Genomic DNA, 25,505 nt, shown 5'->3' on the forward strand with positions numbered 1-25,505 from the left:
TGTTATAATGAAAAAAATAATCATCCCCTTAGCCTATACTTTACTCTTGACGGCATGTCAACAAAAAGATAATTTTGACGCTTCAGGAAACTTTGAAGCCGATGAGGTTATTGTATCCGCACAGCAAAACGGTGAGCTGATTTCTTATTCCGTTCAGGAAGGATCGCAACTTCATGCAGGAAGTAAAGTAGGACAAATAGATGTAAAAGTAGCCACTCTTCAGAAAGAGCAGGCCGAAGCAAGCATCGGAGCCCTAAACCAAAAAACCAATAATGCAGATGAGCAGAATCTGCTGATCAAAAAGCAGCTTGCTGTACAGGAAGCTCAACTGGCACAACAGCTCCGTGAACGAATACGTACAGCTAACTTATTGAAAGCAGATGCTGCTACAAGGAAACAGCTCGACGATATCGATGCCGCCATTGATCAACTAAGAAAACAGATTGAAGCCACCCGCCAGCAACGATCAGTCAATAACTCCACTGTCAATACCCAAAACAGAAGTATTCTCAGTGAAAAAGCTCCTTTGGAGAAAACAGCGGCCCAGTTTCAGGAACAGATTAACAAAGGACAGATCATTAACCCTGTTAATGGAGTAGTGCTTGTTAATTATGCCCTCAAAGGAGAAATGCAGCTGATCGGTAAGCCCTTGTATAAAATAGCCGATATCAGTACCCTTGATTTACGAGCTTATATAACGGGAGTCCAGCTTCCTCAGGTTAAAATAGGGCAGCAGGTAAAAGTAAGAATCGATCAGGGTAAGAATGGATTCAGGGAATACAAAGGAAGCATACAATGGATCTCATCTCAATCCGAATTCTCTCCAAAAAATATTCAGACTAAGGACGAAAGAGCCAATCTCGTTTACGCTATAAAAGTACGTGTAAAGAATGATGGTTATTTGAAAATTGGAATGTACGGTGAGGTAGTTTTTTAATTAAAAATGGAAAATTAAAAAGTTCAATCTTTTTCCTCTTTCAACTCTCAACCCTCAATTCATAATTCATAATTCATAATTCATAATTCAAAATAAAAATGAATTCAGTAATAGTAAAAAACCTGACCAAGTCCTACGGCGATATAAAAGCCATTGATGAGGTTTCATTTGAAGTAAAAAAGGGGGAACTCTTTGGGTTAATCGGTCCTGATGGTGCTGGTAAGACCTCTATTTTCAGGATTCTTACCACACTTTTACTTCCTGATAGTGGAACAGCCACTGTGGAAGGACATGATGTGGTAAACGATTACCAGATTATCCGAAATAAAGTAGGCTACATGCCAGGAAAATTTTCACTATATCAGGATCTCACCGTGGCAGAAAACCTGGACTTCTTCGCTACCTTATTTGGAACAACCATAGAGGAAAATTACAGTCTCATTAAAGATATTTATGAGCAGATCAAACCATTCAACAACAGAAGGTCAGGTAAGCTTTCAGGGGGAATGAAGCAAAAACTCGCTTTGTGCTGTGCATTGATCCATAAACCGGAAGTGCTGTTTCTGGATGAGCCAACCACCGGTGTGGATGTGGTTTCAAGAAAAGAATTCTGGGAAATGCTAGGAAGATTAAAAGAGCAGAATATAAGTATCGTTGTTTCTACACCTTATATGGATGAAGCCAAACTTTGTGACCGGATCGCCTTGATACAGGGAGGAAAGATCATGTCTGTAGATCAACCCGAAACAATCGTCTCCAATTTTCCCAAATCCCTTTTTGCAGCTAAAGGTGCCAATATGTATCAATTGTTGGAAAACCTGAGATCTGACCAAGCTGTTGAAAGTTGCTATGCATTCGGAGAATATCTTCATCTTACTATGGTTTCTGATACGGCAACTGAAAAGGAGGTGACAGAACTAGCCCAATCGTATCATCCTGATGAATTTGAGATCAAAAAAATTACCCCCGCTATTGAGGATAGTTTTATTCGTCTGATGCGTGAACAAAAAGAAATAAGAGAAACGAACCATGGGAAATAAAGCAATTATCTGTAAAGATCTGACCAAGCAGTTTGGAGATTTTAAGGCCGTAGACGGTATTTCCTTCGATGTAGAACAGGGCGAAATATTCGGTTTCCTGGGAGCCAACGGGGCAGGGAAGACCACCGCCATGCGTATCCTTTGTGGCCTTTCTTTTCCAACCTCAGGAAAAGCAATAGTAGCCGGTTATAATGTATACAAACAACAGGAAGAGATCAAGAAAAATATAGGCTATATGAGTCAGAAGTTCTCTTTATACGATAATCTTACTGTATTGGAGAATATTGAGTTTTATGGAGGAGTATATGGCGTATCGCGTTCAGATATAAAAACACGAAGCAATGAACTCATTTCCAGATTAGGACTGGAAAACGAGGCTAAAAAACTGGTGGGTTCCTTACCGCTGGGCTGGAAACAAAAGCTGGCCTTTTCAGTAGCTGTTTTTCACAGGCCTAAAATCGTATTCCTGGATGAACCCACAGGTGGAGTAGATCCCATTACAAGAAGGCAGTTCTGGGATATGATCTATCAGGCAGCAGCGGATGGGATCACGGTGTTCGTGACCACCCATTATATGGATGAAGCAGAATATTGTAACCGGATTACTGTAATGGTGGACGGAAGAGTAGAAGCCATGGATACCCCCGCTAACCTGAAGAACCAGTTTGGAACCCACTCGATGGACGAAGTTTTTTACCAGTTGGCAAGAAGTGCCAAAAGATCAGGAGATTAGTTATGAAACAGTTACTCGTATTTATCAGGAAAGAATTTTACCATGTTTTCAGAGATCGGAGAACCTTACTTATCCTTTTTGGTTTGCCTGTCGTTCAAATCATCTTATTTGGATATGCATTAAGCAGCGAGGTAAAAAATATAGGCATTGCCATACAGGATAATGCCCATGACATCCATTCCGTCCAGATCATTTCCAAAATACAGGCAAGCCCCTATTTTACAATGCATGGACCCATCCTGAATTATCCGGATGTGGAAAGAAGGTTTAAAGAAGGAAGCATCAAATGTGCAGTTATATTCCCGGTCAATTTCGGAAAAGATCTCTATCGTACAGGCGGAGCGCAAATTCAGATTATAGCGGATGCATCAGATCCCAATACCGCAACGATATTAACCAATTATCTCAACAATATCATTAATGATTATCAGCAACAACTTAATCCCCATATCAAAATCACATATAAAATAATTCCCGAAATAAGGCTGTTATACAATGAAGAACAAAACGGCTCACTGAATTTTATTCCGGGAGTGATTGCTTTAATTTTTATGATTGTGAGTACGGCTTTAACCTCTGTGTCTGTCGTTCGTGAAAAAGAAATGGGAACCATGGAAATCTTATTGGTTTCTCCTTTTAAGCCCGTTATGGTCCTGATGGCCAAAGCCATTCCTTATCTTGTATTGTCTTTGGTCAATTTTGTGATCATCCTGCTGCTATCTGTGTATCTGCTGGATGTAGAAATCCGGGGCAGCCTGCTTTTATTATTTGGAGAAAGCATCTTATTCATTATCACATGTCTTTCCCTGGGATTGCTGATCTCGAATGTAACCAACTCCCAACAGACAGCCATGCTGATTTCTATGATGGGAATGATGCTACCTACATTATTGCTTACAGGATTTATGTTCCCTATAGAAAATATGCCCTGGATATTCCGTGTCGTATCACACATCCTTCCCTCAAGATATTACTATGATATCGTAAAAGCAGTTATGCTGAAAGGACTGGGCTTTAGTTATGTATGGAAAGAAACTCTTGTTTTACTCATTATGGCAGGTGGACTCTTAACGTTTGCCTTAAAGAAATTTAAAATCCGCTTGTCATGAAAGTATTAAGCTTTATTTTAAGAAAAGAATTCCGTCAGATCTTCAGGGATAAGATTATCCTGGCAATGATGTTCATGATGCCGACAATACAGCTCATCATCATGCCATGGGCGGCTAACTTTGAGGTAAAAAATATTAATATTGCATATGTTGATCACGATCAAAGTAGCTATTCCCACAGACTGATCAACAAAATTGCTTCATCCGGATATTTTAAAATTGCAGGAAACCCGGATTCCTACCAAAAAGGATTGAAAATGATTGAACAAGGTGATGCCGATCTTGTTCTGGAGATCCCTGCTCACTTTGAACGCAATTTGGTCCGCGAGGAAAGCCAGAAAATAAATATATCGGTAGATGCAATCAACGGGACAAAGTCTTCTCTGGGAGGTAGCTATCTGGTATCGGTTATCGGAGATTTTAACAAAAATCTGGATATTAATATTAAATCACCGGTTAAAACCACCACTGTATCTCCGGCAACCATTAAAGTGGCAAGTACCAACTGGTATAATCCAAGGGCAGAATATAAATACTATATGGTTCCGGGAATACTGGTCCTGCTTCTGACACTGATCGGAGGATTCATTACGGCTCTTAATATTGTCAAGGAAAAAGAAATCGGAACCATTGAACAAATTAACGTTACTCCCATAAAAAAATGGCAATTTATCCTGGGGAAACTGATTCCTTTCTGGATTGTAGGAATGACTGTTTTTATCATCGGATTGATTGTAATGTACATTATTTACGGCATATTTCCTGAAGGAAGCCTTTTGACCCTTTATCTTTTTGCAGCAGTTTACCTTATTGCATTGTTAGGGTTGGGCCTCCTGATCTCTACTTTTGCCGATACACAGCTTCAGGCAATGTTCATTGCATTTTTCTTCATGATGATCTTTATGTTGATGAGCGGATTTTTCACCAACACCGAAAGCATGCCCGACTGGGCGGAACAGATATCCAATTTCACCCCTGTTACCCATTTCATTAAAGTCGTAAGGCTTATTGTACTGAAGGGAAGTGGATTCTCTGAGATCAAAACCGAGTTTTTCTACCTGCTGGGATTCGCATTGCTCCTGAATTCACTGGCAATTTACAACTACAGGAAAACGAGTTGAAAGCACTGAAAATCAACGATAATTGTAAAATTATTTTGTTCATATTTCTAATAATTAATTGTTAAAATGGAAAAAATATTTTTAGTGTAATATATTAATCGTAATATTGCAATATAAAGTTATCATTATGGGAGCAACCAAGACAGACCATTTTACGGATAAACAGAATAAAATAGCCACTATTGCCAAAGCATTGGGACATCCTGCACGGATTGCTATTATAGAATACCTTTTAAAAGTAAACGCATGTATATGCGGGGATATCGTTAATGAACTTCCGCTGGCACAGGCTACGGTTTCCCAGCATTTAAAAGAATTAAAAAATGCAGGGCTCATCAAAGGAAATATCGAAGGAACTGCAATTTGCTATTGCATTGATGAAAAAACTTTTGAAGTTTTGAACGAATATTTCTCGGGGATTATTTCCACTGTTACTACACAAAAATGCTGCTAATGCATTTTTTTGACCTTATCAATCGTAATATTGCAATAAACAAATAAAATAAAAACAATGAAATTATCTGAAATCAAAAACATCTTACCAACATTACATAATGTTGAATTTCAATTGGAAGACGGAACATTTGTACCTGAGCATTTTCATGTTACAGAAGTAGGAACGATAACAAAATCCTTTATTGATTGCGGAGGAACCATAAGAAATGAAAAAGTAGTCAATTTCCAGCTTTGGAGTGCCAATGACTATGAACATCGCTTAAAACCCGGAAAGCTTCTCAATATCATCGCGCTATCCGAAGAAAAATTAGGAATTGAAGACCATGAAATAGAAGTGGAATATCAGAACATTACCATCGGAAAGTATGATCTGGATTTCAATGGAAAAACCTTTGTCCTTAAAAATAAAACCACAGCCTGCCTGGCTCAGGAAGCTTGTGGGGTTCCAACTGAAAAGAAAAAACTCAAATTATCAGACCTTTCTGCCCAATCAGGTGCTTGCTGTACACCAGAATCAGGATGCTGCTAATCAACTGTCTCATCTTAAAAATAAACAAAAATTATGTATCCATCCGTTTTAGAAACTATAGAAAAATTAAAGGCCTTTGAAATCACCTCATTATCAGTGGGAACAACCAATATTCCTTTAGCCGTCGGTCTAATCGTAATGATGTATCCGCCATTGGCAAAGGTGGATTATTCTCTTCTCCCTGTAGCATTCAAAGATAAGAAGGTTATCGGTGTTTCACTATTGCTGAACTGGCTGATTGGCCCTGTTTTAATGTTCATATTAGCTGTTTTATTCTTAAGGAATGAACCTGATTATATGGTCGGCCTGATTCTCATAGGACTGGCAAGATGTATTGCAATGGTCCTTGTCTGGAATGATCTTGCAAAAGGTAACCGTGAGTATGCAGCCTTGTTGGTAGCTCTTAACAGCATATTCCAGGTATTCAGCTACAGTTTTATGATTTGGTTATTCATCAATGTCTTACCCGGAAAACTCGGCCTTGCTAATTTTAATATCAGCGTATCCATATCAGAAGTAACAGAAAGTGTTTTGATATATTTGGGCATCCCTTTTTTTGCCGGTTTTCTGAGCCGTTATTTACTTACAAAATTGAAGGGAAAGGAATGGTACCAGAGAAAGTTTATTCCTAAAATATCACCATTAACGCTATATGCCTTATTGTTTACCATCATTCTTATGTTCAGCCTTAAGGGGGACAAAATTTTGGAACTCCCTTTAGATACGCTAAAAGTAGCCATTCCGCTTATCGTCTATTTTATAGTGATGTTTATGATGAGTTTCTTTATCAATAAGCTGTTGAATATTCCTTACGATAAAAATGCAGCCATCGCATTTACTGCAACAGGAAACAATTTTGAACTTGCCATCGCCGTATCTATCGCCGTGTTCGGAATCCATTCTCCACAGGCATTTGTTGGTGTGATAGGACCTTTGGTTGAAGTTCCGGTTCTGATACTATTAGTTAAGGTCAGCTTATGGTTAAAAAACTATAGTAACAAGCCATAACCATTTTTGTATGCACTTAAGGGTTGTTGATACCTGAAATAAAACCAGACTTTTTCCTATGACCTATTTTTGGTTATATGAAAAAGTCTTTTTTCCTTAGGTTTGCGTTATCCGTGATTTTATTGATGCACAGTGTTGATTCCATTGTGAGTGGGGATGTTAATAAATTTGGCATCCATTTTTTGAATACCATTGGTTTCAGTCCCTGGGGCTTGTATATCGCGTGGATGGTTAAATTAACCCATCTTTTATCCGTCCCATTTCTGGTGCTGAACAAATATATAAAAGCGGTCGCGATATGCAACATACTGATCTTTATATCAGGGATCTATTATGTCCATGCACAAAACGGCTGGTTTGTGGTAGGAGGGGGTACCAACGGAATTGAATTTAATTTCCTTTTGATCTTTTGTTTTCTGAATCTTATGTTTCCGAAAATTTCCTTTAGAAAGAAAGAAGCAGGTCGTTCATAGACAAAAAGTTTCGTTTCATAGCTTTTCTGCTTTTATATTGGTTTGAAAAATAGTATTTTGTAGTTTTAAATCGACAGCTTGAAAACCAATATCAAATCGAAATTATATACCCATCTAGTTTTTTGGATATTGTATTATATCCTTGAGGCTTATCTTGATTTCTATTGGTCCCGGTATCAGTTTCCGGATTTCAAGTGGCAGATCAGGCTTCAGAACACCCTGACTCTTGAGTTGGGATATTTTTTTGTCAAAGTCCCTCTTGCCTATGCGTTACTCTATGTTTACGAAAAAACAGACATCAGTAAGCTTCTCAAGTATCTTTTTTCTATTCTCATTGTGATCTTTGCCGTGTTGGGGCATCGGTTTTTTTACGCATTATATCATTTATCCTTACATATACGGAGTTACGGAAACCCTTGACGGGAAACAACCTTCGGGGTTTATCAACGGACTGGTTGCTTTCAATTCATTCATGGATCTTATTTTTATGGTCGGATTGGTATTCGGAGTTGAAATTACCCGGCAGAAGAACCTTCTCAAGAACCAGATATCCATGCTGAAATCGGAAAAACTGGATCAGGAACTCACCATGCTGAAAGCCCAGATCAATCCGCATTTTCTGTTCAATACGCTTAATAACATCTACGGAATGGCACTGAAAAAGGCCGATGAGACCCCAGACGTCATTCTCCAGCTTTCCAAAATCATGCGTTATAATATCTATGAAGCAGCTGAACGACACATTTCCATTGCAAAAGATATTGAGAACATTAAAGATTTTATTGAAATTCAGAAAATTCGTCACCGTCGGCTTTTTGTTAATTTTAAAGAAGACATCGATAATCCGTCGCAGGAAATTTCACCGTTGATACTGATTCAGTTTATTGAAAATGCATTTAAACATGGCGTATCCGAAAGTCTGGGCAATTCATTTATACATATAGATATTCGCCTGAAAAACGGCATCCTCCATTATTCTGTAGAAAACTCCAAAGAACAGATAGCCGGTGATTCTACTAAAATAGGATTAAAAAATATCCGCAGACAACTGGAATTATTGTATCCGGAACATATCCTTTCTGTGGAAGATAAAAATGATCGGTATAACGTTAAACTAACCATTGACCTCAATGATACATTCAGCATCTAAAAAATACAACTGCATTATCGTGGAAGATGAGCCTATTGCAGCTGAAATTCTGGAAAATTTTGTAATCCGGAACGAAGAACTCAACCTTGTTGGAAAATGTGCCGATGCTGTACACGCAAGCAGCCTTTTAAACATTCATGATGTAGATCTTATGTTTCTTGATCTTAACCTTCCCGTTATAAAAGGATTTGATTTTCTGAAAAAATTAAAGAATCCTCCCTTTGTCATTGTAACCACAGCTTATCATCAATATGCAGTAGAAGGGTATGAACTCGATGTCGTGGATTACCTGATGAAACCCATTCCTTACGATAGGTTTGTTACTGCCATCAGTAAATTCAGACACATTGTGGAATCCGAAGAAGCTTTACTGGAAATTGCCGACCGTGATTACATTTTCATTAACAGCGGAAAAAAACAGGTTAAGATCACACTTCAGGACATTTTTTATATTGAAAGTCTGCGTGAATATATCAATATCCATACAAAAGCAGAAACGCTCACCTTTAAAATGCCCATCAGTAAAATTGAAAAAAGCCTACCTTCAAAAATATTCTTCCGTATTCATAAATCCTATATTGTTTCTAAATTAAAAATAGAAGTTAAATCAGCCAATATGATTCAGATAAACGGTAAAAAGCTTCCCATAGGCAGAACGTATAAGCCATTTGTTGAATTGTAGCATTCTTTAAGCCTTTATTCTGTAATGGTATCATTTTTCCGGCTTCCAGTTTTAGTAGACGTTATCCAGCTGTTGATATATACATTTCATTAAAATATTCACCAATTATTGAATTTTGACTCATAACAGTTAAAAAAATCAATAATTATGAATTACCGGATGAAGCTTCTCAGCGCAGGTGTCGTCTTTTTTATAGGACACGGGCTTGTTTTTGCACAGGGAAAGCAAGATACCATTAAAACCCAGGATATAGAAGGTGTGGTGGTAACTGCTTTAGGAATAAAGAGAGAAAAAAGATCTTTAGGATATTCTACCCAGGAAGTAAAAGGCGAAGAAATTAATAAAAATCCTACCACCAATTTCATTAATAATCTATCCGGTAAAGTGGCTGGTCTTGAGATCAAGCAGTCTACCAATTTCGGAGGATCAGTCAATGCTGTTTCCAGGGGATATAAATCTATCCTTGGAGATAACCAGGCTTTGTTTGTGGTAGATGGAGTTCCCATCATCAACAGGAATATCAATTCCCCGCTTCAGGTTAATGGCTTTGGAGGCTATGATTACGGCAGCCCGGTTTCCGATATCAATCCCAATGATATTGAAACACTCAATGTATTAAAAGGAGCTGCAGCCACCGCATTGTACGGATCCAGGGCACAGAATGGAGCCATAATCATCACAACGAAAAAAGGCAGGAAAAATACCCAGGGGATCGGTCTTGAATACAGTGGAAGCATTTCCGTTTCTACTGTGGATAAGTCAACCTTTCCAAAATATCAGACAGAATACGGGCAGGGATACGATGGAAACATTTTCAATTCTTATCAGGGACATCCGATTTCCTCTTTTTCAGATTCTTCCTATGGAGCGCCATTTGATCCTAACCTTATGGTGTGGCAATATGATGCATTTATTCCCGGTTCACGCAACTTTGGAAAGAGAACACCATGGGTAATGGCCAAAAACGGACCGGTAACTTTTTTTGAGAAAGCAATTAATCAAACCAATAATATCGCACTAAGCGGGGGAAATGACCGTGCTACCTTCAGATTAAGCTATTCCAATATCAATGCAACAGATATTCTTCCCAACTCTTCCCTGATCAAAAATAATTTCGGGGGCAATGCGTCGTATAAAATAACGGATAATCTTACCGCTACAATCTTTGCCAATTATGTAACTCAAAATACCAAAGGCCGGAATTCTACGGGTTACGGGGATAATATTATAGGTAATTTCAGGCAGTGGTGGCCTACCAATGTCGATATTCAATACCAAAAATATCTTTATGAAACATTTAATAAAAACTATACCTGGAACATCCTTTCTCCTGATGATTTACGTCCGGGTTATTGGGATAATCCTTATTTTACACGCTATAAGAATTATCAAAACGATAAAAGGGATCGTTTTGCAGGAAACTTCAGCCTGAGCTATGATCTTTCCAAAAGCATCAATATACTGGGAAGGGTAGGTACCGACGGATATACGATGATCACAGAAGAGCGGAGGGCCAAAGGCTCAATACCTGCATTCTTTAGTTTTAATCCTATTGAACAGCCTTCCGGATATGCTATTACCGATTTCCGCTTTACAGAAACCAATTACGACCTTATCGCAACCTACAAAAAGAATATTGGAGAAAATTTTAATATCCAGGCACTGATCGGGGGAAATATCAATGTCCAGTCCAGCTATTCCAATGCCCAGACCACATCCGGAGGATTGTACATCGATGACCTGTATACCATTTCCAATTCTGCAGCAACACCTGCAAAACCCCTGATATCGGATACATCAAAATATGTTTACGGAGCGTTTGTCCAGGCTTCCTTAGGATATAAAAACACGTATTACATTGAAGGGACTTTCAGAAGAGACCAATCCAGTTCATTGCCTAAAGGAAAAGAAGCTTACTACTATCCATCCGTTTCAGCCAGCATGGTATTTTCCAATCTGCTGCAACAAAAATGGCTGAGTTTTGGAAAGGTAAGGGCTGCCTACGCAGAAGTAGGTTCTGACACCAATGCAGATCAATTGAGAAACAGGTTCATTGTTCAGTCATCCTTTGGAAACAACCCTGTATATTCTTACAATACGGTCTTGCGGAATGCCGACCTGCTTCCGCAAAAGCTTAAAAACCTTGAATTGGGTACCAATATGCAGTTCTTTAAAAACAGAATAGGTTTTGACGTTGCCTGGTTCAGAAATATTGCCTTTGATCAGATTTTACCACTTCCTATTTCTCTTGCCAACGGCTCCGGAAGCAAAATTCAGAATACAGGGGAGCTTACCACCAAAGGATTTGAGGTCTCATTCAATATAACTCCTTTAAAATTGAACAACTTCAACTGGGATATGAGCATCAACTGGTCCAATCCTAAAACAAAAGTTACCGCCTTAAGAGAAGGGACAGAAAACATTTCAATAGGAACGCTTCCGGGAGGGATTTCTATCAACGCACCACTTAATGAGGAGTATGGAAGCATCTGGGGAGCAGATTTTGTGTATGATCCTAATGGAAATAAGATCATTGGAAAAAACGGTGCTTACCTTCACACGGATGATACCAATCACAACCTGGGAAGTTTCCAGGCTGACTTTATTGCCGGACTCAACAATTCTTTTACCTATAAAAATTTTAATGTAAGCTTTCAGATCGATTGGAAAAAAGGAGGAAAGATCTTCTCACTGGACCAATATTTCGGCTATGGAACAGGACTTTATCCCGACTCTGTGGGATTGAATGATTTAGGTAATCCTATAAGAAACACATTATCTAATGGAGGAGGAGTTATATTACCCGGAGTGATGGAGGATCCTAATAATCCGGGACATTATATTCCCAACACGATACGTCTGGATCGTTCCAGATCCAGCCAGATCATTGAAACCGACCCACCTTCTTCTGCCTTTGTTTATGATGCCAGCTTTATAAAACTACGCCAGGTATCCGTTTCTTATACTTTTGATAAGAAATCTCTGGGAAATATAGGCATTCAGAGTCTCACATTGGGTGTTGTGGGAAGTAACCTCTGGATCATCCACAAAAACCTTCCTTATTCAGATCCCGAAGCTGGTTTGTCATCGGGAAATATTCAGGGATATCAGTCCGGAGTGATGCCTGCAACCAGAAATTTTGCATTTAACCTGAAAGTTAATTTTTAAAAACTATGAAAATGAAAAATAAAATAATGATAAGCTCTATACTATTTTCGGTATTAATGGGCTGCACATCGGAGGATGTAAATAATGATCCCCATGTCACTTATAACACGATCCCGGAAACTCTTATTACTTATGCGGAAAAGGAACTGAGCGATTATATGAACACTCCCAGTGTGAACGAAAATAATTTTCGTCTTATTATGCAGTATTGGCAGGAAACCGTTTATGTGAATGAAAGCAACTATAATTTTACAGCAAGAAATGTTTCCAATAATGTATGGACCGATAATTATGTAAATGTGCTTAACAGCCTCAATAAAGCTAAGGAACTGATAGAGCAGTACCAGCCTTCCGCTTCCGAAGTGACCAGCTGGCAGGCTAAAAAGCAGAATCAGCTGGCCATTATTGATATTTTATCAGTTTATACATTTCAGACTTTGACAGACACTTATGGAGATATTCCGTACAGCCAGGCTCTCAACAATGAAAAATACCCGCTTCCGGTTTATGACGATGACCAAAAAATTTATGAAAGCATGATCAATCGTCTTATGGCGGACATCAACAGACTGAAGGAAGGAGAAGGGACTTTTGGCTCCGGAGACATTTTGTATGGTGGAGATATCGCAAAATGGAAAAAATTCGGGAACTCGTTACTTCTGAAACTGGGGATCGCTATTTCCGATATTGATGCAAACCTGGCTAGGACAGCAATCAATACAGCGATTTCCGGAGGAGTAATTACGGATCAGTCTCAGAACTGTATTTTCAGATACCTTGCGGAGACACCCAATTTCAGCCCTATATTCGAAAATCTGGCTAATAATGGAAGAAACGATTTTATTGGAGGAAAACCTTTTATAGATTATCTCAATGCTACTTCCGACCAAAGGGTAACCAAGTACTTCAGAGATGTAAACGGAGTTTATCTGGGACAGACCATAGGAGCTCCCGGAAACTTTTTCGCTTTTTCCTCTCCCGGAATCTTTGCTTATATTCCAGTGACTCCGGGAAACCTGATGACGCATACAGAAGTAACATTTTATCTTGCAGAAGCAGCTGCCCGGTTTGGAATCGGAGGAAATCCGGAGACGCTTTATAAAGATGCTGTCCGGGCCTCATTCCTGGAATGGGAACTTTCTGCCCAGGAGGCTGAAACTTACCTGACAGCCCACCCTTATAACCCCGGCAACTGGAAAAAATCAATCGGAGAACAGGCATGGATTGCTCTATATAATCTTCCTGTAGTATCATGGAATTTTTACCGCAGGCTGGATTATCCCGCTCTTCAGGCTCCTCCTACCGCCATTAACAATGCAGAAGGAAAAGTCCCTGTAAGACTGCAATATCCATCGCTTGAAGCAACTACGAACGGAACCAATTATTCCAAAGCCGCCACCGCTATCGGAGGAGATAAATTAACGACTAAAATCTTCTGGGATATCCATTAAACAGCATTTATAAATTCACACAATCAACTTCATATTAAATTTTTTCAGTTGTGATTTTAGCCTGCATGACTCATGCAGGTTTTTTATTAAAACTTTTATAGACCGGACTCTTGCATTCGTAGATCATTTTATTTTTTTTACACACCAATTGATCATCTTTGAACTGTGAATTAGGGTTGGCAAAAACACTATCATACCTTATTTTTCCAAAGAACATAACAATATATAGGTTAGTATTCACGCTGTGAATCGTTAAGGCTTAATGAGTTTTCAGACTCTTAAGCCTTTTTTTTTGTCCTGTAATAATTCATGATCCGTAGAGTAAAAAAACAAACATGTGAGGCATAAATTGATGTTCGATTAAAAAAAAAACATTAATTTTGTATATTATTATGTTTCAACGTAAGTACATATTGATTTTTATTCTATTGGGATTTTTATTCATGCCCAAGCAAATCTATGCATGTGCTGTAAAAATTTCCTTACAAGAGAAATCGCGTTGTGAACTCAATATTTCAAAATCTATTAAAAAAGATCAGTGTAATTCCTGTGGTTCTAAAAAATGTCCAGGAAAATGCAATAATCCTTTATGCAAATGCCCGGCATCCAATTTAAATCCAACTTTACCGGACAGACATGATTTTAGTTTTCTTACAGTAGAAGTCTTTTCTCCTGTTTCTTTTTTAACTTATGAAAGTGCTGTTTCTAAAGGCTTTCAATCCATTTGGTTAATCCCTAAAATAGGCTAGATCCTGTATTTTATAGCCTAAAGTGTGCCTTTTTGTAAGGATACATTTTAATTTTTTTCCATTCAATTTATTAACTGAAACAACAGGAATATTCCTTTTGTTCACAAAATACTCTATACAATGAAATCAATATCAAAAATATGGATAGCATTCACCTTGCTGTTTTCATTACTAATCTATGCCCAATCTCAAAATATAAAAACAGAAACCGTAAAGATCTATGGGAATTGTGACATCTGTAAAGCGAATATAGAAAAAGCGGGAAACCTAAGAAAAATAGCCACAGTAAGCTGGAACAAAGATACCAAAATGGCTACTTTAACCTACGATCCTCAGAAGACCAATCAGGACGAAATATTAAAAAGAATAGCTCTGGCAGGGTATGACAGTGAAAAATTTTTAGCTCCTGACAATGCTTATGCAGCATTACCGGAATGTTGTCATTACAAAAGGGATTTAAAACCCGCTTCTCAAAATAAGGCTATGGACATGAATATGAAGACTGACCATATGAACCATGACCAGAAAAAAACGGAAGAAAACAACATGATAGCTACCCAGAATACATCTCAGCTAAAAGCTGTTTTCGATAACTACTTCTCTTTAAAAAATGCACTGGTTAAAACAGATGCCGATAATGCATCAACTAAAGCTTCTGAACTGTCAAAAGCAATTAAAGCCGTGGAAATGAACCAACTTTCAAATGAAGAACATATGGTCTGGATGAAAGTAATGAAGGACCTGACCCTTAATGCAGAAAAGATTTCCTCTGCTAAAGATGTTGCCAAACAAAGAGAAATATTTGCTGTATTATCTAAAAATATGTACGACCTCGCAAAGGTATCCAAACAGGGTAATCCTATATATTATCAGCATTGTCCTATGTATAATAATGGGAAAGGAGCTGATTGGCTGAGCCTGGAAAATGAGATCAAGAACCCTTATTTTGGTTCTCAGATGATGACTTGTGGCAGCACAGTAGAAACACTTAAATAATATCAGTTATGGATAATCAATCAGATCATCACGGAATGCAACATAAAAACCATACAGGAATGTATAAACGATTTATCATGATGGCTGTTGCTATGTTTGTTGCCATGTACTTCATTATGTATTCAATGATCGACGGAATACAAAACCTCATTCCCAATATCAATAACTTTTATATGACCTTGCTTATGGTATCCGTCATGTTAATTATTGAATTATTGATCATGAAGGATATGTATAAAAACAAGAAAATCAATGGGATCATCATTGTATTTTCTCTTGCTTTAGGCATTTTTTCCTGGTTCGGAATCAGAGAACAGATTATGGTGGATGATAAAGAATTTGTAAAGGGAATGATCCCTCATCATGCGGCCGCTATTCTTATGTCAGAAAAGACAAAACTTACTGACCCGGAATTGATACAACTCCAAAAAAACATATTGGAAACCCAGGCCAATGAAATCGAACTCATGAAGCGGAAGCTGGAAGAACTCAACAAAAAATAAGGTAAAATTCATATTATAACAATTATGAAATCAAAAAAAATTTAATAGTACCTATACCATGAAAAATATATTCTTATCAATCAGTGTTGTCTCAATGATGGCAATTACTTTATTCTCCTGTACAAAATCACCGGATAAAAATGCGGAACAACATACTGACCGTGCTTCTTCTGCAACAGAAACACAATCAGCCGCCCAATTAGAAAATACCAATACAGCAGAAGAAATCAACAATAAATCAAATGAAAAGACAGCTGTCAAAGACCCTGTTAACAATTTTTCTATAGATCCTTTAATCAAAGATTATTTAATTTTAAAAAATGCACTTGTTGCCGATAACGGTCAAGCTGTTGCTACTGCCGGAAAACAGTTATTAGCTACCCTAGAGAAGGTAGATATGAAAACTATTCCTGCAGATAAGCATAAAGCATATATGGAAATTGCAGAAGATGCTAAAGAGAATGCGGAGCATATTGGAGATAATGCTGGAAAAATAGATCACCAAAGGGAACACATGATGTCATTAAGTAATGACATGGCTGATCTTATTGCAACATTTGGAACGACCCAAAAATTGTATCAGGATTATTGCCCGATGTTCAACGATGGAAAAGGTGCCATCTGGATCAGCGAAGCAAAAGAAATTAAAAACCCTTATTACGGTAATAAGATGCTCACTTGTGGTTCCTTAAAAAAGGAATATTAAAATGAAGATAGTACTAAAGATTTTTGCAGCTATTATGCTGCTGGTTTTTATTGCTGTACAATTTTATCAGCCTGCCCGGAATGCAGATAAAGGGCAGGTTTACAAAACCGATTTTATAAAGACCCATAAGACAATGCCCGTTGAAGTAAAAACCCTATTACAGACCTCGTGTTATGATTGTCATAGTAACAATACCAATTATCAGTGGTACGATTACATACAGCCTGCACGAAGTTTAGTAGACAAACACATTAAAGATGCTAAAGAGGATTTGAATTTTAACGAATGGGCCACTTACTCGGGTCGAAAGCAGGAAAGATTAATAAACTCAATTAAAAAACAGATTGAAACTAAAAAAATGCCAATGTCATCCTACACATTCATGCATAAAGATGCAAAACTGAATGACCGGCAGATAAAGCTGATAACAGATTGGCTGGAAAAGCAAGAATAAGTTTCATATAAAAGAAATATACAATGAATATATCCCAAAATATCTCGTTAAAGGTACTTCTGACAGTATTTATACTCCTGTGCTCGAAGACTATTTTCGCGCAAAAAGTCGTCCGTTACGAGCTATATGTAAAAGATACCATAGTTAATTACGCAGGTAAAGAAAAAAGAGCCATTGCAGTAAACGGGCAAATACCGATGCCTACATTGACCTTTACGGAAGGTGACATTGCTGAAATAGTGGTCCACAACCTGTTAAAAGAAAATACTTCGCTGCACTGGCACGGAGTCTTTTTACCCAATAAGGAAGATGGTGTGCCTTTTCTCACCCAAAATCCAATAAAACCAGGTGAAACCTACACTTATCGCTTTCCAGTGATTCAAAACGGTACTCATTGGTACCATTCCCATTCAGGAATGCAGGAGCAAATTGGTATGTACGGGAGCCTCATCCTGAAAAAGCGTGAAGAGGATAAAAGATTTAGAAAAGGAATCGACGATTTGCCAACCGTTCCTGTTATTTTAAGTGAATGGACAAACCTTAATCCGGACAATATTCACAGAATGCTTCATAACGCCAATGATTGGGCAGGAATAAAAAAGAATGCAACACAATCTTATGTCGAAGCTATCAAGGAAGGTTATTTTAAAACCAAAATCGCCAATGAATGGAAGCGTATGACAGCAATGGATGTAAGTGATGTGTATTACGATAAAATATTAATGAACGGGAATAACGCTACAGATTTAAAAACCGTTGATGGTAAAACATTAAAAGCCGGCGATAAAGTAAGGTTACGAATATCAAACGGTGGTGCATCATCTTACTTTTGGCTTCGCTATGCAGGAGGAAAAATAACGGTTGTCGCCAACGATGGAAATGACGTTGAACCGGTAGAGGTCGACCGTTTGATCATTGCCGTTTCCGAGACTTATGATGTAGTCGTAACAATTCCTGAAGATGGTGTTTCTTACGAGTTTTTAGCTACTACTGAAGACAGAACCCAGTCAGCCAGTTATTACATTGGGAATGGGATAAAACAGCTTATTTCACCACTTCCAAAATTAAAATATTTTGAAGGAATGAAAATGATGAACGGGATGATGAAAATGAACGGAGACCTGAATGATATGGGCATGAAAATGAGCTTAAACCAAATGGATATGAATGTCGTGATGTATCCCGAAATTACAGGAGAAACTAAGAAAAAAGGCAAGCAAAAGGAAGAACCCAAAGAAGACCACAGCAAACATACCATGAATATGGATATGGATAATGATCCCAACCGGTATAATGCCAATGCTTTGGGTGACATTAAAACGCTAAACTATGCCATGCTACAATCTCCTTTCGATACCACGCTTCCCAAAGATGCCCCGGTGAAAGAACTCAGGTTTACGCTTACAGGAAATATGAATCGATACGTATGGAGTATGGACAATAAAGTTCTTTCCGAAACAGATAAAATTCCGGTTAAAAAAGGAGAGATCCTGCGTATTACGATTTATAATAATTCCATGATGAGACACCCGATGCACCTGCATGGATTTGATTTCAGGGTGATCAATGGTAAGGGGGAAAAATCTCCACTGAAAAATGTTCTCGATATTATGCCGATGGAAACCGATACCATCGAATTCCTGGCCAATGAAGAAGGGGACTGGTTCTTCCACTGTCATATCCTTTACCATATGATGTCCGGAATGAACAGGGTATTTGCTGTTGGTGATTATAAGAATCCTTTACTCCCAGACAAGGAAAAAGCCTATATGGCTTTGCAGATGGAAAGCAATATGCCACACTTTATGGCGCAGAATGATTTTGCTACCAATGGTAATGACGGGCAGGCCATGCTGCAGAATGCAAGATGGTCTTTAGGAACGGAATGGCGTCTGGGATACAACAGCATGCACGGTTATGAGGTAGAAACCCATCTGGGCAGATATATAGGTAAAATGCAGTGGTTTATGCCGTTTATTGGTTTTGACTACCGTTACCGGAAAATGGGAATCGACGAACACGAAACCAATATCTTCGGACAAAAAAAACGAAAAAGATAGTCGTAGGGCATTCAGTTTAGGTTTTATGTACACTTTACCGATGCTGGTTAATTTTCAGGCAGAAGTATATCATGATGGTATTGTGCGTCTGCAGCTCATGCGTGAAGACATTCCGATCTCCAGAAGATTGAGAGGAGACTTCATGATAAATACCGATAGAGAATATATGGCAGGGCTCAGCTATATCATCAACAAAAATATCAACATCCGAACCCATTATGATAGTGATATGGGCTTTGGAGCAGGTATTACCTTAAATTATTAAAGGTGATACTTTAAAAACAAAATGGCTCGGGAGCTTTGCTCCCGAGCCGTTTTTATTGAATGAATATATACCTGAAATCCAGAATATTTTAACCCTTGGGGCATAATTCTTGTACGAATTGAATACACCACAAAAAAAAAGTAAATATGGAAAATCAAGAGACCGTAGCAGTCCTTAACGATCTGCTGCACATCAGCAACGACCGGATTGCCGGATTTGAAAAAGTAGAAGGAAAGGTATGGGAGTCTTATCCGGACATCAAAGGTGATTACGATAAGATGATCACCCAATCAAAAATCATGAAAAATGAACTGATCAACCTGATTACCGAAAAAGGAGGAACTCCCGAAGATTCACCTTCTGTTGCAGGATCACTTCACAGAACATGGATTGACATTAAAAACTCTTTTCTCGTAGGGGATAAGGTAGAATCTACCCTGGAAAATGTTGCTTTTGGAGAAAAAGCGGCAATAGAGGCCTATCAACAAGCTATCGATAGCGGACACCTTTATGATAAGAGCCTGGAGACCGTAAAAGAACAACTGCACAACATAAAACAGTCCTACGCCCAGTTTAAAAAAAATGGGGGATTATAAGAAAAAGGATTAACTAATATATACTATTCACGAACTGATAAGGACCATGAAAATAGCTACGTATAATGTAAACGGAGTAAATGGGCGGCTGCCTGTTCTGCTTCGCTGGTTACAAGAAGCACAACCGGACGTGGTATGCCTCCAGGAACTGAAGGCGCCACAGGAACGTTTTCCCCTGAAAGAAATAAATGATGCAGGATATAATGCCATCTGGCATGGCCAGAAAAGCTGGAATGGAGTAGCCATACTTTCAAAAGGATATGAAATCACAGAGGTTCAGAGGGCTTTGCCAGGCGATCCGGAAGATATTCAAAGCCGCTATATTGAAGCAATCATTGATCAGATTGTTATTTGTTGTTTGTATCTCCCCAATGGCAATCCTTATCCGGGACCAAAATTCGAATATAAACTGGCATGGATCGATCGCTTGAAAAAAAGAACAGATGAGCTTATAAAAATGGACCTGCCCGCCGTTATTATTGGTGATTTTAATATTATTCCGACGCCATTTGATGTACATAAACCCGAACGATGGGAAAATGATGCATTATATCGGATCGAAGTAAGAAAAGCTTTTGAGAAAATGCTTAAAAAAGGTTGGCTTGATTCTATCAGAACCTTGTTTCCTGAAGAAAAGATCTATACGTTCTGGGATTACCTCTACAAAGCATATGACCGCGATGCCGGAATCAGGCTTGATCATGTTCTGTTGAGCCCTTATCTATCATCCAGGTTAAAATCGGGCGGTGTTGACCGGCATGTTCGTGGCTGGGAAAAGAGCAGTGATCATGCCCCGGTGTGGATAGAATTAGAAAAAGAAGGGAAACAATAACCCTATCTTTCCTGTTATCTTTTATTCCAGGCATATCAATAATAAATCTTTTAATTTTAGTTAAAAGATTTTTCGTAATATTATAGAACGTTTTATAAAATACAAACACATGAAAAATACAAAATTATTACTGGCAGTAATGATCACTGCGATGTTTACCACTACAGGATGGGCTCAGAAAACAACTCCAAAAGTAGCAGGTGGGGATAAAGACCAACACGGGTGCATCGGTTCAGCCGGTTATACCTATTCCGTTCTAAAAGATGATTGCGTAAAGCTTTTTGAAGAAAAGATACAGCTGAGAGAAGCTAATCCTCAGAAATCCTACGTTTCCAATGCTGTAGTTATCTTGAGTAAAGACAAGAAAAAGGCGGAATTGTTCCTTCCTGAATCCAAGGGAAGTATCATTCTCAACAGAACCCTTGAATACTTAAACACATCGGTGTATAAAAGTAAAAAAGGAACGTATAACCTGAATAAAGAAAAGGATAGTTATACACTGAGAAAAGGTAAGAAAATCATTTACAGTATTTAAAAAAATAAAGCCTGCCGGTCAGGCTGTTGATGACCAGAGCCCGTTATTTGCTGATAACGGGCTCTGATTTTATTTATTTTTCTTTAAGATCTTTTTTAATCTGCTTCTCAGCATTTTCAGCTTTTTTTTTCCTGTGCTTCCTTCTCTTTACGCTGCTGCACTCTGGATTTTTTTTCAGCACGCCTTTCCTGGCGTATTACTTTATTCGATTTCGTATTATACAAAGCATCAACAATTCCTTGTCCGGTTTTACTGAAGATTTTTATTTTAGGTTTGTCATGGGTCCCCGTTACAACTACCGGAAAGCCGATCCATCCTCCCGGAGGAAGACCTATTCTTACCCGCAGATCCAGTAAACCGTTGAAACTTGTTGTTCCACTGATAGAAGGTCTTAGGATAGATACTTTAAAGGTGAATTTATCAACGTGGATCAGGTTATTTTTGATCACGGTTTCGATATTAACTCCTTTCATATCCGGATTATTAAAAGCGTTTGCACCAACATTATCACCAATTACCGAAAGCATCTTAAGATTTTTTACCTCTACATCCCGGAGGTTTACGATACCACCCCCTTCAAGGGACGGATAAATAGGCTTCATATTTTTATCAAAATCTCCTTTCAGTTTATAATCAAGAGACACAATCCCTTTTACATTCTTAGCAGCAGTAACCATTTCCCGGACCATATCAATTTCTTTATAAGCCCTTTGTACATCAAAATCCAGTACCTTAAGCGCAATGTCATAATTAGCCGTTAATGGAGATTCGTCCTGATAACGTGCATCAATATTCATGCGGCTTCCAATGATATCAAAAGAAGTATTTTTAAGATACACCTGACCCATATTTACAGAAGCCAGACCTTGAAGATGATTGAGATCAAGTCCCTTAAATTCGACTTTTTTAGCATGGGCTTCCAAAGAGACATCAAGGTTTTTCGGAATAATTACCACACCGCTGCTTTTAGGATTTTCAACTTTTGCATATTCCACTTCAATCGATTTATCTGCATTATCTCCATCCTTAAGTGCCATGAACTCGTCAATAAGAATATAATTGGAGTTTAACCCAAACTTTCCGTGAAGGGTCCCCTTTCTTTCAATAAAATAGTTGATGGTATTGAGCAGATATCCGTTTAATGCAAAATCCGATTTTCCATAAGTGGCCAAAAACTTTCTGAACCACATTTTCTCATTTTCAAACTGAAAATTTCCTTCTTTGATATAAAATGATTTGGGAAGATACGATGTAGTAGCCTTTATATTTTTAAGAATCAAAGTTCCTTTGTTATCCAGCTTACTGTATTGGCCGGTAGTTGCATAGCTCTGACGTCCGTTCAGGGAAAGATCCGCCATAATAAGTCCGCTTACATCAAATCCTTCTTTTGCAAACACTTTATAGATTCTGCCCACATTCAAAACACCTTTTGCTTTAACTTTATAAAGCAGGTCTTCAAAATCATGCAGATCAGCATTAACATAGACAGGATTCCCTTCAAAATCAAAACTAAAAGGATCCAATTTCACTCCAAGGCTTTTAAAGGTTCCGTCTGTATTATTAATGTTGGCGATCAGGTTGATATTCTGAATAGGGTTAGGGTAATATTTCGTCTTCAGCCAACCGTCTTTTAAATGAAGATAACCCTCCGTCTTTGGGAATAATTTTTTATCCAGGCTGAAAATCCCGTTTGCCTTGATATTCGTATCCATAAGCCCACGAACATCAATATTCTTCAAACCTAATGCATGATCAAGAGTCTGAAGATCAACAGCGCCTTTTACATCGGCATTCACCATCATTTCATTAAGTCCTTTCGTTCTTACCACCGCACGGAAATTATTATTTTTACCCAGATCAAAACTCAGATTCCTGAGATTCAGATTCATCTGTTCCGTATCTAATGAAGGAAGATCTACCATAAGATCCATATTCAGGTTATTCATAGGAACAGGAGCTTTTCCATTGGAGACAAATCCATCTTTTACCAGCAGTCTGGCATTTAACCTTGGTTTCAGCTTTTTGGGTTCACTGAATCTTCCTTTCAGGCTGAAAAACAGATCGCTGTTTCCTTCAATTTTAGTGTCTTTTGCCCAGTCCAGATATTGCGGCGGCAATACCGAGATCATATCGCGGATCGTTGTCTTTTCAGATGCAGCATTGATGTCGAGATTATATCCGTCTTTCAAAATACTAAGAGAACCTGTAAATTTTAAGGGCAGATCATTGATCCTTAATTCGTTTTTCCTTAATACAAAAGTTAATGCATTCGTATTGATCCGCGTAATGAGATCTGCACGCAAACTTTTTTGTTTGGCGTAATAGATTCTGTTGAGGGCAAAGTCTACTTTATTGATCTCCAGATCGGTTTGCAGATCAAAAATATCTTTGCTGAATCCACCTTTACCTGTGTAATTCAAGCCTTTGGCATCTACCAGCACTCTGGCAGAATGATCATTGTATTTGATATTCCAGTTTCTGAATTTGATAAGGTCCAGCTTTATAGATGCTCCTTCTTCTGTACTATCCTTAGGTGTTTGTGAGGGCTTGGAAACATAAACATTATAGTTGGCTTCTCCTTTACTGTTGACGAAAACATTCGCGTTGGCATCCGTTACATATATTTCATCAATCTTCACCTCACGGTCAAAGATCAGGTTTTTAAGATTGATTCCCACGGCCACTTCTCTAGCGGCAAGTAGAGTATCTTCCTGAAATGGCTTTGAACCTTTCAGGATAAGCTGATCCACAGAAACCGTTAGCGATGGGAAATGCCTGAAAAAGGAGAGGTGGGTCTTTTTATAATCCAGTTTACCCGCAAGATGTTTATTGGCAAATATTTTTACCTGCTGGGAAATAGTTCCCGGAAACAATATAGGGATGATGAACATCAGAAAAAGAATGGATGCTATAGAAATTCCCAGCCATTTCAAAACTTTCAAAATTATTTTTATAAACTTTTCCATAAAATTGCTATTATAATTTTGATTTCGATATTATTTTCCTCTTATGAGTAAATAATAATTAACAACCATCTAAAATCAAGCCATTCATCATTAAAGCACTGTTTCAAACATGTAAACAAATACTTCATTATAAAAACAACAATACATTAATAAACAAATAATTACAACAATAGATTGCAATCAAATTATAGTTTATATGATCTATGAAAGTTTACAATAATTTTAACAAAAAAGTACCTCTAAGAGGTACTTTTAAATTCTATAAATTCGAAAGAGTTTTAACTCTAAAACAATTTAAGTCCTACAATTCCAACTACGATCAGCAATGCAGACAACAATCTGAAGATATTAGCCGAATCCTGAAAGAATATAATCCCTACCAATAAAGTACCTACCGCACCGATTCCTGTCCATACCGCATAGGCTGTCCCAATAGGAATGGTTTTCTGTGCATACCACAGCATAGCACCGCTGATCGTCATACAAATGACAGATAGAAAGATCCACCCGAATTTATTGCTATCAGCCTGTTGCGACATCTTGATTCCCAAAGGCCATCCGATTTCAAAAATCCCTGCGATAATTAATGCAATCCAGTTCATAATTTATTATTTTTTCATCTGTTATAATGTTCTCAAAAAGTAGGATTGGAATACACCAATCCTACCAAACATGATTAAATTAGAATGAACCTTTCCGGCATGAAAGGATAGACTGTACAGATTTTTATTGATTCTTAACCATGTTTGCCAATCATAAAACTGAAAACTTTGAGTAATGAAGTGTACAGCATTTTTACTTTGTAAAAGTAATAGTAAATACTAGTTTTCAACAGATTAAATAAAGTGATCTGACATAATCCGCAGGTGAAGTGTAGTTTTCAACGGATGAAACGTCACATATATATTTTACTGTAGATCTTCCTTTTTACACAATAGCAGATTTAGGGAGAATAGCTTATCTTTAGGTAGATATTTTCATTCTTA

General features: G+C 37.9%; 23 protein-coding genes and 1 pseudogene. 22 read left to right on the plus strand and 2 right to left on the minus strand.

Going from position 1 to position 25,505, the window contains the following annotated elements; all coding sequences use genetic code 11:
- Window positions 1-7: 7 nt before the first annotated feature.
- The 22 genes and pseudogenes from ACJ5H0_RS03255 (at window position 8) to ACJ5H0_RS03360 (ending at window position 21,553) form a co-directional block, all read left to right on the plus strand.
- Entirely contained in the window at window positions 8-937 is a 930-nt protein-coding gene (locus tag ACJ5H0_RS03255) for an HlyD family secretion protein (RefSeq protein WP_411247161.1), read from the plus strand.
- A 98-nt stretch (window positions 938-1,035) separates the two neighbouring features.
- Window positions 1,036-1,977: an ABC transporter ATP-binding protein gene (locus ACJ5H0_RS03260; RefSeq protein ID WP_411247165.1), complete on the plus strand. Its 942-nt coding sequence runs from the start codon at window positions 1,036-1,038 to the stop codon at window positions 1,975-1,977.
- Entirely contained in the window at window positions 1,967-2,710 is a 744-nt protein-coding gene (locus ACJ5H0_RS03265) for an ABC transporter ATP-binding protein (protein ID WP_411247167.1), read from the plus strand. The genes ACJ5H0_RS03260 and ACJ5H0_RS03265 overlap by 11 nt, the downstream gene beginning before the upstream one ends.
- A gap of 2 nt (window positions 2,711-2,712) precedes the next feature.
- Window positions 2,713-3,819: an ABC transporter permease gene (locus ACJ5H0_RS03270; protein WP_411247169.1), complete on the plus strand. Its 1,107-nt coding sequence runs from the start codon at window positions 2,713-2,715 to the stop codon at window positions 3,817-3,819.
- Window positions 3,816-4,940 carry an ABC transporter permease gene (locus tag ACJ5H0_RS03275; protein WP_411247173.1) on the plus strand — a complete coding sequence of 375 codons (1,125 nt, stop codon included), beginning with the start codon at window positions 3,816-3,818 and terminating at the stop codon, window positions 4,938-4,940. Before ACJ5H0_RS03270 ends, ACJ5H0_RS03275 begins: the two co-directional genes overlap by 4 nt.
- 127 nt (window positions 4,941-5,067) lie before the next feature.
- Entirely contained in the window at window positions 5,068-5,394 is a 327-nt protein-coding gene (locus ACJ5H0_RS03280; protein ID WP_172282600.1) for an ArsR/SmtB family transcription factor, read from the plus strand.
- A 57-nt stretch (window positions 5,395-5,451) separates the two neighbouring features.
- The gene (locus ACJ5H0_RS03285) at window positions 5,452-5,925 is read left to right on the plus strand and encodes a DUF6428 family protein (protein ID WP_411247176.1); all 474 of its coding nucleotides are present in this window, start codon (window positions 5,452-5,454) and stop codon (window positions 5,923-5,925) included.
- A 33-nt stretch (window positions 5,926-5,958) separates the two neighbouring features.
- Window positions 5,959-6,933 (plus strand): ACR3 family arsenite efflux transporter, encoded by a 975-nt coding sequence (gene arsB, locus ACJ5H0_RS03290; protein WP_411247179.1) that lies wholly within the window; start codon window positions 5,959-5,961, stop codon window positions 6,931-6,933.
- Between the two features lie 77 nt (window positions 6,934-7,010).
- A complete protein-coding gene (locus ACJ5H0_RS03295) occupies window positions 7,011-7,406 on the plus strand; it encodes a DoxX family protein (protein WP_411247181.1) in 396 nt (131 codons plus the stop codon).
- A 78-nt stretch (window positions 7,407-7,484) separates the two neighbouring features.
- Window positions 7,485-7,826, plus strand: coding sequence for a hypothetical protein (locus ACJ5H0_RS03300; protein WP_411247184.1), 342 nt, complete (start codon window positions 7,485-7,487; stop codon window positions 7,824-7,826).
- Window positions 7,750-8,556 carry a sensor histidine kinase gene (locus ACJ5H0_RS03305; protein WP_411247186.1) on the plus strand — a complete coding sequence of 269 codons (807 nt, stop codon included), beginning with the start codon at window positions 7,750-7,752 and terminating at the stop codon, window positions 8,554-8,556. The genes ACJ5H0_RS03300 and ACJ5H0_RS03305 overlap by 77 nt, the downstream gene beginning before the upstream one ends.
- Window positions 8,537-9,238, plus strand: a complete 702-nt coding sequence (locus tag ACJ5H0_RS03310) for a LytR/AlgR family response regulator transcription factor (protein ID WP_411247189.1) — start codon at window positions 8,537-8,539, stop codon at window positions 9,236-9,238. The genes ACJ5H0_RS03305 and ACJ5H0_RS03310 overlap by 20 nt, the downstream gene beginning before the upstream one ends.
- 147 nt (window positions 9,239-9,385) lie before the next feature.
- The gene (locus ACJ5H0_RS03315) at window positions 9,386-12,406 is read left to right on the plus strand and encodes a SusC/RagA family TonB-linked outer membrane protein (protein ID WP_411247192.1); all 3,021 of its coding nucleotides are present in this window, start codon (window positions 9,386-9,388) and stop codon (window positions 12,404-12,406) included.
- A gap of 11 nt (window positions 12,407-12,417) precedes the next feature.
- Window positions 12,418-13,857, plus strand: a complete 1,440-nt coding sequence (locus ACJ5H0_RS03320; protein ID WP_411247195.1) for a SusD/RagB family nutrient-binding outer membrane lipoprotein — start codon at window positions 12,418-12,420, stop codon at window positions 13,855-13,857.
- Window positions 13,858-14,726: 869 nt separating this feature from the next.
- A complete protein-coding gene (locus tag ACJ5H0_RS03325) occupies window positions 14,727-15,602 on the plus strand; it encodes a DUF3347 domain-containing protein (RefSeq protein ID WP_411247197.1) in 876 nt (291 codons plus the stop codon).
- An 8-nt stretch (window positions 15,603-15,610) separates the two neighbouring features.
- Window positions 15,611-16,105 carry a DUF305 domain-containing protein gene (locus ACJ5H0_RS03330; protein ID WP_172282580.1) on the plus strand — a complete coding sequence of 165 codons (495 nt, stop codon included), beginning with the start codon at window positions 15,611-15,613 and terminating at the stop codon, window positions 16,103-16,105.
- Window positions 16,106-16,163: 58 nt separating this feature from the next.
- The gene (locus tag ACJ5H0_RS03335) at window positions 16,164-16,811 is read left to right on the plus strand and encodes a DUF3347 domain-containing protein (protein ID WP_411247200.1); all 648 of its coding nucleotides are present in this window, start codon (window positions 16,164-16,166) and stop codon (window positions 16,809-16,811) included.
- 1 nt (window position 16,812) lies between these two features.
- Window positions 16,813-17,265 (plus strand): heme-binding domain-containing protein, encoded by a 453-nt coding sequence (locus tag ACJ5H0_RS03340; protein ID WP_411247202.1) that lies wholly within the window; start codon window positions 16,813-16,815, stop codon window positions 17,263-17,265.
- 23 nt (window positions 17,266-17,288) lie between these two features.
- A pseudogene (locus tag ACJ5H0_RS03345) lies at window positions 17,289-19,590 on the plus strand (multicopper oxidase domain-containing protein).
- A gap of 146 nt (window positions 19,591-19,736) precedes the next feature.
- Window positions 19,737-20,186 carry a PA2169 family four-helix-bundle protein gene (locus tag ACJ5H0_RS03350; RefSeq protein ID WP_411247204.1) on the plus strand — a complete coding sequence of 150 codons (450 nt, stop codon included), beginning with the start codon at window positions 19,737-19,739 and terminating at the stop codon, window positions 20,184-20,186.
- Window positions 20,187-20,232: 46 nt separating this feature from the next.
- The gene (gene xth / locus ACJ5H0_RS03355) at window positions 20,233-21,018 is read left to right on the plus strand and encodes an exodeoxyribonuclease III (RefSeq protein WP_411247206.1); all 786 of its coding nucleotides are present in this window, start codon (window positions 20,233-20,235) and stop codon (window positions 21,016-21,018) included.
- A 109-nt stretch (window positions 21,019-21,127) separates the two neighbouring features.
- A complete protein-coding gene (locus ACJ5H0_RS03360) occupies window positions 21,128-21,553 on the plus strand; it encodes a hypothetical protein (RefSeq protein ID WP_411247208.1) in 426 nt (141 codons plus the stop codon).
- Window positions 21,554-21,669: 116 nt separating this feature from the next.
- Here ACJ5H0_RS03360 and ACJ5H0_RS03365 read toward each other — a convergent pair whose 3' ends face one another.
- Together ACJ5H0_RS03365 and ACJ5H0_RS03370 are read right to left on the minus strand one after the other, a co-directional pair.
- Window positions 21,670-24,519, minus strand: a complete 2,850-nt coding sequence (locus ACJ5H0_RS03365) for an AsmA-like C-terminal region-containing protein (RefSeq protein ID WP_411247210.1) — start codon at window positions 24,517-24,519, stop codon at window positions 21,670-21,672.
- A gap of 284 nt (window positions 24,520-24,803) precedes the next feature.
- Entirely contained in the window at window positions 24,804-25,121 is a 318-nt protein-coding gene (locus ACJ5H0_RS03370; protein WP_411247212.1) for a DMT family transporter, read from the minus strand.
- Window positions 25,122-25,505 lie beyond the last annotated feature (384 nt).

Origin of the sequence: Chryseobacterium proteolyticum (assembly GCF_046591535.1) — a bacterium.
GTDB classification, from domain to species: domain Bacteria; phylum Bacteroidota; class Bacteroidia; order Flavobacteriales; family Weeksellaceae; genus Chryseobacterium; species Chryseobacterium proteolyticum.